We start from the raw sequence: 12,644 nt of genomic DNA on the forward strand, positions 1-12,644 counted from the left end.
CCTGCTCGGTCGCTGACGGGAGGGCGAGTCCGTCGTTTCGGCGCCTGCCCCATCCTGCGTCCCCGCCACGGCAGGATCCGGCGCCGCCATGCCCGCCGCACCCGGCCGCCGCACAAGCTTGTGACCGCAAAGAAAGGCCGGCCGTTGCGTAGAAGGCCCGGGCGGTCGAAGCCACACCGCCGGTGAGCGTAGCGGAAAGCATCACGGTGTCGGCACATCATGCAAGCCGCCCTCGCCGGCTCGCCCGGCCGGCCTCCATGGCGATCCTGGCGCTGGCGCTGCTCGGCGCCTGCAAGCGGGAGGTGCGGGAGCTGCGGCCGGATCCGCCCGTCGCCGCGGCGCTGGGCGGCGTGGCGGCCTTGCCGGTCGGCATCGGCGGGCGGCCGCCGGAAGTCTATTTCGCCCTCGGGAAGCCCTACCGCACCAACGCCTACCAGCTTTCGGAGGGCAAGCGCCTCTACGCCTGGTTCGGCTGCGCGGAATGCCACGGCCAGGGAGAGGGCACGGCGCGCGGCCCGGCGCTGCTGGATGGCTGGTGGAATTACGGCCCGGCGATGGAGACCATCTATCTCTCGCTCCGCGACGGCAGGCCGGGCGGCATGCCGGCCTTCCACACCCGACTGACCGAGGACCAGCTCTGGCAGCTCGCCGGCTATGTCCAGCAGCTTGGCGCCTATAGCGGGGGGGCTGCCGCGCCCGGGCGCAGCGACGAACCGCCGGTAAGGCCGGCGGAGAACCGCGCCCCCGCCCGCTTCGCCCCGCTCGAGCCATGAATGGGGCGGCGCAATCGGCCCTGGCGCCGGGTGGGGCGGAGGCGGCGGCGATCCTCTCCCTCTTCTGGCCGGTGACGGCGCTGCTCGGGGCGATCTGGCTGGCGGTGCTGCTGGTGCTGGCCCTGGGGCTGTGGCGCCGGCCCGGCGCCGCCCCGCGCCGTGCCGGCCTCGCCGTGGGGGCGGCCACGGCCGGGACGGTGCTGGTCGTCATCGGCCTGACCCTCGCCAGCTACCTCGTCACCCGCCCGCTTTCCGCGGCGGCGGAGGCGCCGCTGGTGGTGCAGGTCCAGGGGCGGCAATGGTGGTGGCAGGTGACCTACCCGGCGGAGGGCGACGCCCCCGGCTTCACCACCGCCAATGAGCTGCGCCTGCCGCTCGGCCGCCCGGTGCGGCTGGAGCTGGCGGCGGCGGATGTGATCCACAGCTTCTGGGTGCCCAACCTGGCCGGCAAGCAGGACATGATCCCCGGCCGCGACAACGCCCTGCTGCTGACCCCCCGCCAGGCGGGCATCTTCCGCGCCCAATGCGCCGAATTCTGCGGCATGCAGCATGCCCGCATGGCGCTGCCGGTGGTGGTGCAGCCGGCGGCGGAATTCGCCCGCTGGCGGGCCGGCCAGGCTGCGCCCGCTGCCGCGGAGGCCCTGGCCGTGGCCGGCCGCCAGGTCTTCGAATCGCGGCAATGCAGCGCCTGCCACACGGTGCGTGGCAGCGAAGCCGCCGGCAGCACCGGCCCGGACCTGACGCATCTCGCCTCGCGCGAGACGCTCGGCGCCGGGCTGCTGCCGATGACCCGCGGCGCGCTGGCCGCCTGGACTGCCGACCCGCAGACCCTGAAGCCCGGCAACAACATGCCCCTGGTGCCGCTTACGGCCGATGAGCTGCAGGCGCTGACCGAGTTCCTGGCGCTGCTGCGGTGAGGGCGCAGCCGCGCGACACCGGGCGGGAGGAGGCGGCGCTGGAGGCATCGCTCGCCGCCGTCTGGTCCTCCCGTCCCGGCCTCCTCGGCTGGCTCACCACGGTGGACCACAAGGCGATCGGCCGGCGCTACATCGTCACTGCCTTTCTCTTCCTGGCCCTTGGCGGGGTGCTGGCACTGCTGATGCGCTGGCAGCTCGCCCAGCCGGAGGGGCGGCTGCTGGGGCCGGACCGCTACAACCAGGTCTTCACCATGCACGGCACGACGATGATGTTCCTCTTCGCCGTGCCGGTGATGGAGGCGATGGGCGTCTATCTGGTGCCGCTGATGGTCGGCACCCGCAACATCGCCTTCCCTCGGCTCAACGCCTTCTCCTACTGGGTCTACCTGTTCGGCGGCGCGCTGCTCTGGATCGCCTTCCTGCTGGACATGGCGCCGGATGTCGGCTGGTTCGCCTATGTCCCGCTCGCCGGCCCGCAATACGGCCCCGGCAAGCGGGCCGATATCTGGGCGCAGATGATCACCTTCACCGAGGTCTCGGCGCTGGCCGTCGCGGTCGGGCTGGTCGTCACCGTCTTCAAGCAGCGGGCGCCGGGGATGTCGCTGGACCGCATCCCGCTCTTCGTCTGGGCGATGCTCGTCACCTCCTTCGTCGTCATCCTCGCCATGCCATCCATCGTCCTGGCGAGCACGGCGCTGATCCTCGACCGGCTGGTGGGCACGCAATTCTTCAACCCGGCGGCGGGCGGCGACGTGCTGCTGTGGCAGCACCTCTTCTGGTTCTTCGGCCACCCGGAGGTCTACATCATCTTCATCCCGGCGGTCGGCATGGTCTCCACCATCCTCGCCACCTTCTGCCGCCGCCCGGTCTTCGGCTACCTGGCGATGGTGCTGGCCCTGGTCGGCACCGGGCTACTGGCCTTCGGCCTCTGGGTCCACCACATGTTCACCACCGGCCTGCCGCGGCTGGGGGAGAGCTTCTTCACCGCCTCCTCCATGGCCATCGCGGTGCCGAGCGGGCTGCAGATCTTCTGCTGGCTGGCGACGCTCTGGGGGGCGCGGCCGCGCCTGACGGTGCCGATGCTCTACGTCCTCGCCTTCCTCTTCACCTTTGTGCTGGGCGGCATGACCGGGGTGATGGTCGCCTCCGTGCCGCTCGACACGCAATTGCACGACAGCTTCTTCGTCGTCGCGCATTTCCACTACGTGCTGGTCGGCGGCGCGGTCTTCCCGCTGCTCGGCGCCATCCACTACTGGTACCCGAAGCTGACCGGGCGGCTGATGGAGGAGAGGCTGGGGCGCTGGGCCTGGGGCCTCGTCTTCGGCGGCTTCAACCTGGCCTTCTTCCCGATGCATCTCCTCGGCCTCTGGGGCATGCCGCGGCGGGTCTATACCTACCCGCCGGAGCTGCCCTGGGGCGGGCTGAACCTCTTTTCCTCCCTCAGCGCCGCGCTGCTGGCGGCAGGCTTCCTGCTGTTCTTCTGGAATGCCTGGCGCAGCGCCCGCCATGGCGAGGCGGCAGGGCCCGATCCCTGGGGCGCGGGGACGCTGGAATGGGCCACCTCCTCCCCGCCGCCGCCCTGGAATTTCACCCGCATCCCGGTGGTGGAGGGCGCCGATCCGCTTCGGGACTCGCCCGACGCATTGAAGGTTGCCGCCGGGCTGCGGCTGGACCGGCGGGAGTTGCTGCTGACCAGCGTGATGGCGGCGGAGCCGGAGGCGCGGGAGTCCTCGCCGCGGGATTCGGTCTGGCCGCTGCTGGCCGCCATCGCCACCACCGCCATGCTGATCTGGTCCATCTTCACCCCCTGGGCGGTGGTCTGGGGCGCCATCCCCGTCGCCGCCACGCTGATCTTCTGGTTCTGGCCGCGCGGCACGCCGGAGGACGAGTCATGAAGGCGCGCATCGTCGCCGACCTGTCGGAGCTGCCGACCAGCGGGCCGCGCGGCTCGGGCCCGACCTGGTGGGGCAACCTCGCCTTCATGCTGATCGAGGGCATGGGCTTCGCGCTCGGCATCGGCGTCTATCTCTACCTCGCCACGGTGGCGCCGGACTGGCCGCCGGCGCCGCCGCCGGAGCTCGCGGCGGGCACCGGGGTGGCGCTGGTGCTGCTGCTGAGCCTCATCCCCAACGCCCTGCTGGCGCGCTGGGCCAAGGCGCAGGATCTGCGGCGCATCCGGCTCGGCCTGCTGGTGATGCTCGGGATCAGCGTGCTGCCGCTGGCGCTGCGGGTGCTGGAATTCCAGGCCTTCCATGTGCGGTGGGATGAGAGCGCCTATGGCTCCATCGTCTGGGTGCTGCTTGGGCTGCACACCACGCATCTGCTGGCCGACCTGGTGGAGACCGCCGTGCTGGCGGCGCTGATGTTCACCCGCCATGCCGACAATCCGCGCCGCTACGGCGATGTGGAGGATGAGGTGGCCTACTGGGTCTTCATCGTCGCGACCTGGCTGCCGGTCTATGCCTGCCTCTACTGGGCGCCGCGGCTGTGAGCGGGCGGGCAGCCTGGCTGGCGCCGGCGGGCTGGGTGCTGGGCCCGCTCGCCCTGGCGGCCAGCACCCAGATCGGCGAGATGGCGCCCTGGCTGTTCTGCCGGGAGGGGACGCGGCCGGGCGTGCCGCTGGTGGCGCTGTGCCTGGCCATGGCGCTGGGCGGGGCGGCGCTCTCCTGGCGCGGCGCCGCCGGGCGCGGCCCGTGGCGCTTCGCCGCCCTGCTCGGCGCCTGGCTGGCGCTGCTGCTGGCCCTGCCGCTGGGGCTGCATCTGCTGGCGACGCTGGTGCTGCACGGATGCGAGGCCTGACCGCCCTTCTCCTGCTCTGGCCCGGCGCCGCCCTGGCGCATGGCGGAGACGCGCCCGGCTGGCAGTTCGACCCGCTGGTGGCGGGGCCGCTGCTCGGCTTTCTCACCCTTTATCTCGGCGGGCTGGCGCGGCTGGGACGGCGGGCGGCGCGGCTGGCGGCGCCGGCTGCCGCCTGGCTCACGGGCTGGCTGGTGCTGGCAGGCGCGCTGCTCTCGCCGCTGCACGGGCTGGGCGAGCTGATGTTCACCGCGCATATGGTGGAGCATGAGCTGGTGATGGCCGTCGCCGCGCCGCTGCTGGTGCTGGGCCGGCCGATGGCGGTGGCGCTCTGGGCCTTTCCGCCGGCGGCGCGGCGGCGGATCGGCCGCGGCGCGCGGGCGCTACGCCTGCCCTGGCGCTGGCTGACGCATCCGGCCGCCGCCACCTTCCTGCATGGCGCGGCGATCTGGCTGTGGCACGTGCCGGCGCTGTTCGATGCGGTGATCGGCCATGCCGGGCTGCACCGGGCGCAGCACCTTTCCTTCCTGCTCAGTGCGCTGCTGTTCTGGTGGGCGATGCTGCGGCGGGCGAAGCCGCTGGTGGCGGTGGCGGACCTCTTCGTCACCATGCTGCATACCGGGCTGCTGGGCACGCTGCTGGTGCTGGCGCCGCGCGTGCTCTACGGCGTGCAGACGGCAGAGGCGGCACGCTTCGGGCTGACGCCGCTGGAGGACCAGCAACTGGCCGGGCTGGTGATGTGGGTGCCGGGCGGCGTCGTCTATGCCGCGGCGGCGCTGCTGCTGCTGGGACGAGCCTTGCAGCGGGGAGGACGCCGCCATGCGCCGGCTTAGCCTCCTGGGGCTTGGCCTCCTGGGGTTTAGCCTCCTGGGGCTGGGCCTGGCGGCCGCGCTGGGCGCGGCTGCCTGGTGGTGGTGGCGGCCACCCGGCGAGGCCGAGCTCGTGGCCCGCGCCATCACCGGCGGCGACCCGTCCCGCGCCCCGCCGCTGCTGCGCCGCTATGGCTGCGCCGGCTGCCATAGCATCCCCGGCGTGCCCGGCGCCGATGGTCAGGTGGGGCCGCCGCTGGGCGGGCTGCGCAGCCGCGTCTACCTGGCCGGGGTGCTGCCCAACAGTGCGGAGAACCTGGTCGCCTGGCTGCGCGACCCGCGCGCCGTCTCCCCCCGCACCGCCATGCCGGCGGCCGGCCTGGGCGAGGCCGAGGCCCGGGACATCGCTGCTTACCTGTACCTGCGCTGAGGCGGGGCGAGCGGCGATTCCGCAGCGCGGCAGCACCACCTGCCCTTGGCGGCCTGCGCCGGGCGCCAGCTACCCTTGGCCGGGCAGCGCCCCCGATTCGCGGCGCTCCAGCAGGGCGAGCCCGCCCAGCAGCAGCAGCCCGGCGCCGCAGGCGCCCCAGAAGGCGAGCATGGGCGGCACCCGTCCGGGGGCCATGGCGTCGCTCAGCAGCAGGGCGACGAGGGCGGTGATGAGGCAGAGGGCCCCGAAGATGAGGCCGCAGGCGATGCGCTGGCGCATGGCGGCGAATTCCCTGAGATGCTGGCGGCCAAGCCGGCCGGTACGCTGGAAATAACTCCACCCCCCTGGCGATATCGGGCCGGCGAGGCGGCGATTTCATGGCAGCGCACAGCGGCAGCCGGGGCGCTGCGCGACGGCCATTGCCGGCTCCGGCCTTCCCCTCCCTGCCGATCGGCGCAACCATGCGCGGACCGCAGGAGATACGCGCATGATCGAGCACCTCACCCAGCACTGGCAGCTCCGCAAGCCGGAAGCGCGCGGCGCCGGCGGCATCGTCGTCTCCCAGGTGAAGGCGGCGGCCGAGGCGGGGGCGGAGATGCTGCGCGCCGGCGGCACCGCGGCGGATGCGGCGGTGGCCACGGCCTTCGCCCTGGCCAGCCTGGAGCCGTGGAATTGCGGCCTCGGCGGCATCGGTTTCGCGCTGGCGATGAAGCCCGGCATGCAGGCTGCCGAGACCTTCGATTTCGGCCCGGTCGCGCCCGCCGGCCTGGACGCCTCCGCCTTTCCGCTGACCGGGCGGCTGAAGCAGGACCTGTTCTCCTGGCCGGAGGTGGAGGGGGACCGCAACATTCACGGGCCGCTCTCCTTCGTCATCCCCTCCGCCGTCGCCGGCTGCGCGCTGCTGCACGAGAAGCACGGGCGGCTGCCGATCCGGGAGGTGCTGGCGCCGGCGGTGGCGCTGGCGAAGCGCGGCCTGCCGCAGGATTGGTACACCACGCTGAAGATCGCCGCCTCCGCCGCCGTGCTGCGGCTGTATGGCGAGAGCGCGCGGATCTACCTGCCGAACGGGTTGCCGCCGACCACGCCCTATCAGGGCAAGCCGGGCTATCTGGTGCAGGGCAAGCTGCCGGCGACGCTGGAACGGCTGCAGCAGGCGGGGCTGCGCGATTTCTACGAGGGCGAGATCGCGGCGCAGCTCGTCGCCGATATGAAGGCGGTGGGCGGCGTCATCACCGCGGCGGACCTCAAGGGCTGCGCCGCCCGCGTGCTGCCGGCCATCGAGGCGCCCTGGCGCGGCCGCACCCTGATGCTCGCCAATGGGCTGACCGCGGCGCCGACCTTGCGGCGCGTGCTGGAAGGCATGGCGGATGCGCCCTATGGCGAGGCGCCCTCCGCCGCCTGGTACGGCAAGCTGGCGCAGGTGCTGCAGACCTCCTATGCGGAACGGCTGGCGGGGCTTGGCGATGCGGAGCCCCAAGGGGAGCCGCCTGGGGCGGATAGCTGCACCACCCACCTGACCGTCTGCGACAAGGACGGGATGATGGTGGCGATGACCACCACGCTGCTCTCCTCCATGGGCTCGCGCGTGGTGCTGCCGGGCACCGGCGTGCTGATGAACAACGGCGTCATGTGGTTCGATCCGCAGCCGGGCACGCCCAACGCCATCGCACCCGGCAAGCGGCCGCTGACCAATATGTGCCCGGTGATCGCCGCCAGCGGCGGCGCGCCGGAGATCGCCGGCGGCGCCTCGGGCGGGCGGCGGATCATGGCGGCGGTGTTCCAGCTTCTTACCTATGTGGCGGATTTCGGTATGGGGCTGGAGGAGGCAGCGCATTATCCGCGCATCGATGTCTCCGGGCCCAGCGGCATCACCGCCGACCAGCGCCTGGCACCGGAGGTGATCGCGGCGCTGGAGGCGGCGGGGCCGACCCAGAGGGTGGAACACGCGGTGCTGCCGCTGAACTTCGCCTGCCCGAACCTGATCCGGCGAGTGCCGGGCGGGGCGGTGGGGATCAGCGATGCGATGACGCCATGGAGCGGGGCGGTCGCAGCCTAGAGCGTGATCGGTTGAGGTCGAATCGACCGAAACCGTGAACCACGCGACCGCACAATGAGCTAGAGCGGGGCGGGTGAGCGCAGCTCAACCGATCCCGCTATAGGTGTCGAGGGAGGGCGCTGCCCTCCCCCGAGCCCCCACCCGCCAAGGGCCGAAAGGCCCTTGGAACCCTTGAGCTTTGCGGTTCGATCGACGGATCCGAGACTCATGGTTTCCAAAGGCCCTTCAGCCTTTGGTAGGGGGAGCTTGAGGGGGACAAAGTCCCCCTCAATGCTAGACGCCGTAATACTCCCGATACCACGCCACGAAGGCCGCGATGCCTTCCTCGATCCCCGTGCTCGGCCGGTAGCCGGTCAGCGCCGCCAGCAGGCTGCTGTCGGCCCAGGTCTTCAGCACCTCGCCCTGCTGCATCGGCATCAGGTTGCGGATCGCCTCGCGCCCCGCCGCCCGCTCGATGGCCGCGATGAAGTCCAATAGCTGCACCGGCTGCGCGTTGCCGATGTTCACCACGCGGAAGGGCGCCACGGGGCTGAGGCTGTCGATCTCCGCGACCGGCTTCCCCTGCTCCGGCACGCAGTCGATCAGCTTCTCGATCGCCTGCACCAGATCCGCCACATAGGTGAAATCGCGTTCCATCTGGCCGTGATTGTAGATGTCGATCGGCCGGCCGTTCAGGATGGCGTCGGTGAATTTGAAGAAGGCCATGTCCGGCCTGCCCCACGGCCCATAGACCGTGAAGAAGCGGAACATCGTCACCGGCTGCCGCCAGAGATGCGCATAGCAATGGCCGACATGCTCGGTGGCCAGCTTCGTCGCGGCGTAGATGTTCAGCGGCGTCGCCACCGCATCCGTCTCGCGGAAGGGCATTTTTTCATTCGCGCCATAGGCGGAGCTAGTGGAGGCCATCAGCAGGTGCCGCACCTTCTGGTGCCGCAGCGCCTCCACCAGCGTCGAGGTCGCCACCAGGTTGTTGTGGACATAGCTCTCCGGGTGTTCCAGCGCGTAGCGCACCCCCGCCTGGGCGGCGAGGTGCACCACCACCTCCGGCGCCTCCGCCCGCAGCAGCGCGCGCAGCCGCCCATCCTCGCAGAGGTCGAATTCATGGCGGGCGAAGCCGGGCTCGGCCGCCAACAGCGCGTGCCGGGCCTCCTTCAGCCGCACATCGTAATAGGGCACCATGGCATCCACCCCGGCCACCCGATGCCCGGCGGCGAGCAGCCGGCGGCAGAGGTGGAAGCCGATGAAGCCGGCGCTGCCGGTGACCAGGACCTTCATCCCACGCGCTCCCTTGCCCGCCTCTCCTAGAGCAATCCGCGCTCGGGCGAAATCACCCCCGCGGCTGGCCTGTTCTGGAAAATACAATGGACAGAGCGGTTTATCCGCCGATCGGTACGACACCGCACGCCGAAATTCGCCCATCCGGCCAGGAGGAAAGCCGCCGCACCCTTCGCCGACGCGCCTCGCCCGCGCCTTCGACCTGCCAGAGCGTGGCCGCTTGAGGTGGAATCACCGAGAAGCGTGAGTCGCGCGATCGAACAAGGACCTGGAACGGGGTGCGTGAGCGAAAACCCATGACGCTCCGACACCGCCCGGGCACCCCGTTCGGCCGGGCCTGCCATCCGGTGTGGCCGCCGCGGTGGGGGACTTCCCGGCGGCCCCCGCCCCCTTCCCCGGGCGAGAGGCGGCGCTGGAATCAGCCATCCCGCGTAGGTTGTTTCGCTAATACCATTTCTGGTTGACTTCCTAGGAACGATAGCGGAATGCTCATCGCATGCCGGATACGATACTCCCGCAGATTGACTCGGCTCCGCCCGGTACCCGCGCTGCAGCTTTTTGGGACGGGCTGGCGGAACGCTTCGAGGCGCGGGATGCGCGGATTGCCGTCATGGGGCTCGGCTATGTCGGCCTGCCCCTGGCCCTGGCCCTGGCAGAGGCCGGCTTCGCCACCACCGGCTTTGATACGGATGCGCAGAAGCTCAGCCGCCTCGCCACCGGGGAAAGCACGCTGCGCCAGGTGAAGCGGGAGAAGGTGCAGCAGGCAGTGCGGTCCGGCCGGCTGGCCGTCACCGGCCACTGGTCCGGCCTGGCGGAAGCCGACGCCATCCTGATCTGCGTACCGACGCCGCTCGGCCGCCACCGGGAACCGGACCTTTCGGCGGTGGAAGCCGCGGCACGGCGCATTGCTGCCCATCTCCGCCCCGGCCAGCTCATCGTGCTGGAATCCACCACCTGGCCCGGCACGACGCAGGAAGTGGTGCGGCCGATCCTGGAAAGCTCCGGCCTCGCCTGCGGCCGCGACTTCGCCCTGGCCTATTCGCCGGAACGCGAGGACCCCGGCAACTGCCATTATGACACGGCCAGCATCCCCCGCGTGGTCGGCGGCGTCGACGCGCACTCCCAGCGCCTGGCCCTTGCCCTCTACGGCGCGGTGATGCAGCGCGTCGTCCCCGTCTCCTCCCCCCGGACCGCTGAGGCGGTGAAGCTGACGGAGAACATCTTCCGCGCCGTCAACATCGCTTTGGTGAACGAGCTGAAGCAGGTCTACGCCAGCATGGGCATCGATGTGTGGGAGGTGATCGAGGCCGCCAGCAGCAAGCCCTTCGGCTACATGCCCTTCTGGCCCGGCCCGGGCCTCGGCGGCCACTGCATCCCGGTCGATCCCTTCTACCTCGCCTGGAAGGCCAAGGCGCAGGGCGTGCCCACCCGCTTCGTGGAGCTGGCGGGCGAGATCAACACCGCCATGCCGCATTACGTGCTGGAAGGGCTGGTGCGCGGGCTGGATGACAGCCAGGGGCGCGGGTTGCGCAACAGCCGCATCCTGGTGCTCGGCGTCGGCTACAAGCCGAATCTGGAAGACGTGCGGGAAAGCCCGGCGTTGCGGCTGATGGAGCTGGTCGAGCAGCGCGGCGGCGTCGCCGCCTATCACGACCCGCTGGTGCCCGCTTTGCCCGCCGAGTTGCCGGAGCATCCGAGCCTTGCCGGAAGGCGCTCCATGCAGTTGAGCGATGCGGCGCTGGAAGCCTGCCATGGCGTGCTGATCGCCACCGACCATGATGCGGTGGATTATGCCCGCATCGCCCGGCTGGCACCGCTCGTGGTGGATACCCGCAATGCCTGCGCCCGGCGCGGCGTCACCGGGCAGTACATCGTCAAGGCATAATCCCCGCAACGTCGCTTCGCGCCGTTGCGGGGGCCCCGGGTTTCGCCCCAGACGGGCGCTGCGCGCCGTCGTGGGGCCCATCCGGGCCCTGCGGCCCGGCGCCTCGCACAGCCTGTCGCGGCAAAGCCGCGCCAGGGCGACGGGTGGTCCGGGGTTGTCGCGTGGCGCGGAGCGCCCGGCGGACTCAGCGACGCTGGGCGGCCTGGGCGAGGAAATTGTCGAAGCTCAGCTCCGCCACGCGGAACCAGGCGCGCATGTCGTCGCGCGCCTTGGCCCAGCCTTCGTGGATCTTCCTGAACTCAGGGCTGCTGGTGGCCAGCTCCTGCTCCACCGCCATCGCCTCGCGGTAGCAGGCCTCCATCACCTCGCGCGGGAAGGGGCGGAGCTGGGTGCCGGAAGCGAGGATCCGGCGCAGCGCATCCGGGCTGCGCATGTCGTAGCGGCCGACCATCCAGTGCGTCGCCTCGGCGGCGGCGGTGCGGATGGCCGCCTGGTAGCTCTTCGGCAGCGCCGCCCATTGCTGCTGGTTGACGAAGAGATAGGTGTTCGCCGCCCCCTCCCACCAGGCCGGGTAGTAGTAGTACTGCGCCACCTTGTGGAAGCCGAGCCGCTCATCGTCATAGGGGCCGAGCCATTCCACCGCGTCGATCGTGCCGCGCTCCAGCGCCGGGTAGAGATCGCCGCCGGCGAGCTGCTGCGGCACGCCGCCGAGGCGGGAGAGCACGGTGCCGCCAAGGCCGGCGATGCGCATCTTCAGCCCCTTCAGATCCTCGACCGAGCGGATCTCCTTGCGATACCAGCCGCCCATCTGGGCGCCGGTGGTCCCCAGCGGCAGGCCCTTCACATTGTACTGGCGGAACAGCTCGTCCATCGCCTCGATCCCGCCGCCCTCATACATCCAGGCATTCTGCTGGCGGGTGTTGAGGCCGAAGGGCAGGCCGGTGGCGAAGGCGAAGGCCGGGTTCTTGCCGGTGTAGAAGCTCGCCGTGGTGTGGCAGGCCTCCACCGTGCCGGCCTGCACCGCATCCAGCGCCTGCAGCGGCGGCACGATCTCGCCCGGGTTGAAGACGCGGATCTGGAAGCGGTCGTCCGTCAGCTCGGCGACGGTGCGGGCGAAGAGCGGGCCGGCGCCATGGATGGCATCGAGGCTGCTGGGATAGCTGCTGGTCAGCCGCCAGCGCAGCGCCGGGGCCTGGGCATACACCACGGCAGGGGCGGCCAGCGGCGCGGCTGCCGCAAGGCCGAGCAGGGAACGGCGGGACATGGGCGCTTCCTCCGGCGAATCGATCGGGCGCGGGAGGAACCACGGAATGGCGCCGGGGAAAAGGCGAGAAGGGCTGACCTACCTGTTGTACCAGGCGCGCTCGGAAGGGGTGGAGCGGCGGTTCTGGATGCGGTCCGCCGCCCAGCCATCGCCGTTCCGCCAAGCCTGGCAGGCAGCGTATTCGGTATAGGGGCAACGCGGGCCGGAACGGGCCGGGGCGCTCGGCGTATTCGCCCAATTGCGCAGCGCCGGGCCGAAGATGCCGCCGAAGCCGAGGCCCTGCGTCATGAGCTGACGGCGGAAGGCGGCCTCGCGCTGCCGGCCTTCCTCGGACTGAACCTGCACCTGCCGGATGTCCGGCGCGGTGCCGGCGGCGGGGGGCGAAAGGGCAAGGCCGGCAAGGAGCAGGAGCATATCCGCGGGCATGGCACGGATCCTT

General features: G+C 71.3%; 13 protein-coding genes. 9 read left to right on the forward strand and 4 right to left on the reverse strand.

The features are described 5' to 3' along the window. The first annotated feature begins 257 nt into the window (after positions 1-257). The 7 genes from E5N76_RS17060 to E5N76_RS17090 are packed head-to-tail and all read left to right on the forward strand — an operon-like array spanning position 258 to position 5,725. Positions 258-773 (forward strand): c-type cytochrome, encoded by a 516-nt coding sequence (locus tag E5N76_RS17060; RefSeq protein WP_149538534.1) that lies wholly within the window; start codon positions 258-260, stop codon positions 771-773. Continuing rightward, entirely contained in the window at positions 770-1,690 is a 921-nt protein-coding gene (locus tag E5N76_RS17065) for a cytochrome c oxidase subunit II (protein WP_149538535.1), read from the forward strand. Before E5N76_RS17060 ends, E5N76_RS17065 begins: the two co-directional genes overlap by 4 nt. After that, on the forward strand, positions 1,687-3,585 hold the full coding sequence (gene ctaD / locus E5N76_RS17070; RefSeq protein WP_149538536.1) for a cytochrome c oxidase subunit I: 1,899 nt from the start codon (positions 1,687-1,689) through the stop codon (positions 3,583-3,585). Before E5N76_RS17065 ends, ctaD begins: the two co-directional genes overlap by 4 nt. Then, positions 3,582-4,181: a cytochrome c oxidase subunit 3 gene (locus E5N76_RS17075; protein ID WP_149538537.1), complete on the forward strand. Its 600-nt coding sequence runs from the start codon at positions 3,582-3,584 to the stop codon at positions 4,179-4,181. Before ctaD ends, E5N76_RS17075 begins: the two co-directional genes overlap by 4 nt. Then, positions 4,178-4,489 (forward strand): hypothetical protein, encoded by a 312-nt coding sequence (locus E5N76_RS29570; RefSeq protein WP_187830220.1) that lies wholly within the window; start codon positions 4,178-4,180, stop codon positions 4,487-4,489. Before E5N76_RS17075 ends, E5N76_RS29570 begins: the two co-directional genes overlap by 4 nt. Next, a complete protein-coding gene (locus E5N76_RS17085) occupies positions 4,477-5,319 on the forward strand; it encodes a cytochrome c oxidase assembly protein (RefSeq protein ID WP_149538539.1) in 843 nt (280 codons plus the stop codon). Before E5N76_RS29570 ends, E5N76_RS17085 begins: the two co-directional genes overlap by 13 nt. Continuing rightward, a complete protein-coding gene (locus tag E5N76_RS17090; protein ID WP_149538540.1) occupies positions 5,306-5,725 on the forward strand; it encodes a c-type cytochrome in 420 nt (139 codons plus the stop codon). Before E5N76_RS17085 ends, E5N76_RS17090 begins: the two co-directional genes overlap by 14 nt. Positions 5,726-5,794: 69 nt before the next feature. Here the strand turns inward: E5N76_RS17090 and E5N76_RS17095 are convergent, their stop codons facing one another. Further along, the gene (locus tag E5N76_RS17095) at positions 5,795-6,004 is read right to left on the reverse strand and encodes a hypothetical protein (protein ID WP_149538541.1); all 210 of its coding nucleotides are present in this window, start codon (positions 6,002-6,004) and stop codon (positions 5,795-5,797) included. A gap of 208 nt (positions 6,005-6,212) precedes the next feature. Here E5N76_RS17095 and E5N76_RS17100 point away from each other — a divergent pair, with 208 nt between their 5' ends. Then, positions 6,213-7,781, forward strand: coding sequence for a gamma-glutamyltransferase (locus E5N76_RS17100; protein WP_149538542.1), 1,569 nt, complete (start codon positions 6,213-6,215; stop codon positions 7,779-7,781). Between the two features lie 273 nt (positions 7,782-8,054). Here the strand turns inward: E5N76_RS17100 and E5N76_RS17105 are convergent, their stop codons facing one another. Then, on the reverse strand, positions 8,055-9,056 hold the full coding sequence (locus E5N76_RS17105) for an NAD-dependent epimerase/dehydratase family protein (RefSeq protein WP_149538543.1): 1,002 nt from the start codon (positions 9,054-9,056) through the stop codon (positions 8,055-8,057). A gap of 496 nt (positions 9,057-9,552) precedes the next feature. Here E5N76_RS17105 and E5N76_RS17110 point away from each other — a divergent pair, with 496 nt between their 5' ends. Further along, positions 9,553-10,941, forward strand: coding sequence for a nucleotide sugar dehydrogenase (locus E5N76_RS17110; protein WP_149538544.1), 1,389 nt, complete (start codon positions 9,553-9,555; stop codon positions 10,939-10,941). A 184-nt stretch (positions 10,942-11,125) separates the two neighbouring features. Here E5N76_RS17110 and E5N76_RS17115 read toward each other — a convergent pair whose 3' ends face one another. Beyond that, a complete protein-coding gene (locus tag E5N76_RS17115; protein WP_149538545.1) occupies positions 11,126-12,205 on the reverse strand; it encodes a TRAP transporter substrate-binding protein in 1,080 nt (359 codons plus the stop codon). 78 nt (positions 12,206-12,283) lie between these two features. Then, a complete protein-coding gene (locus tag E5N76_RS17120; protein WP_149538546.1) occupies positions 12,284-12,631 on the reverse strand; it encodes a hypothetical protein in 348 nt (115 codons plus the stop codon). Between the last annotated feature and the right edge of the window lie 13 nt (positions 12,632-12,644).

The sequence above is a fragment of the Siccirubricoccus phaeus genome, assembly GCF_008360935.1.
Classification (GTDB): domain Bacteria; phylum Pseudomonadota; class Alphaproteobacteria; order Acetobacterales; family Acetobacteraceae; genus Siccirubricoccus; species Siccirubricoccus phaeus.

Coding starts and splice junctions, on each gene's coding strand:
- E5N76_RS17110 (WP_149538544.1), top strand. CDS start 9,553: ATGCCGGATACGATACTCCCGCAGATTGACTCGGCTCCGCCCGGTACC.
- E5N76_RS17090 (WP_149538540.1), top strand. CDS start 5,306: ATGCGCCGGCTTAGCCTCCTGGGGCTTGGCCTCCTGGGGTTTAGCCTC.
- E5N76_RS17085 (WP_149538539.1), top strand. CDS start 4,477: ATGCGAGGCCTGACCGCCCTTCTCCTGCTCTGGCCCGGCGCCGCCCTG.
- E5N76_RS17120 (WP_149538546.1), bottom strand. CDS start 12,631: ATGCCCGCGGATATGCTCCTGCTCCTTGCCGGCCTTGCCCTTTCGCCC.
- E5N76_RS17115 (WP_149538545.1), bottom strand. CDS start 12,205: ATGTCCCGCCGTTCCCTGCTCGGCCTTGCGGCAGCCGCGCCGCTGGCC.
- E5N76_RS17060 (WP_149538534.1), top strand. CDS start 258: ATGGCGATCCTGGCGCTGGCGCTGCTCGGCGCCTGCAAGCGGGAGGTG.
- E5N76_RS17095 (WP_149538541.1), bottom strand. CDS start 6,004: ATGCGCCAGCGCATCGCCTGCGGCCTCATCTTCGGGGCCCTCTGCCTC.
- E5N76_RS17105 (WP_149538543.1), bottom strand. CDS start 9,056: ATGAAGGTCCTGGTCACCGGCAGCGCCGGCTTCATCGGCTTCCACCTC.
- E5N76_RS17075 (WP_149538537.1), top strand. CDS start 3,582: ATGAAGGCGCGCATCGTCGCCGACCTGTCGGAGCTGCCGACCAGCGGG.
- E5N76_RS17100 (WP_149538542.1), top strand. CDS start 6,213: ATGATCGAGCACCTCACCCAGCACTGGCAGCTCCGCAAGCCGGAAGCG.
- E5N76_RS17065 (WP_149538535.1), top strand. CDS start 770: ATGAATGGGGCGGCGCAATCGGCCCTGGCGCCGGGTGGGGCGGAGGCG.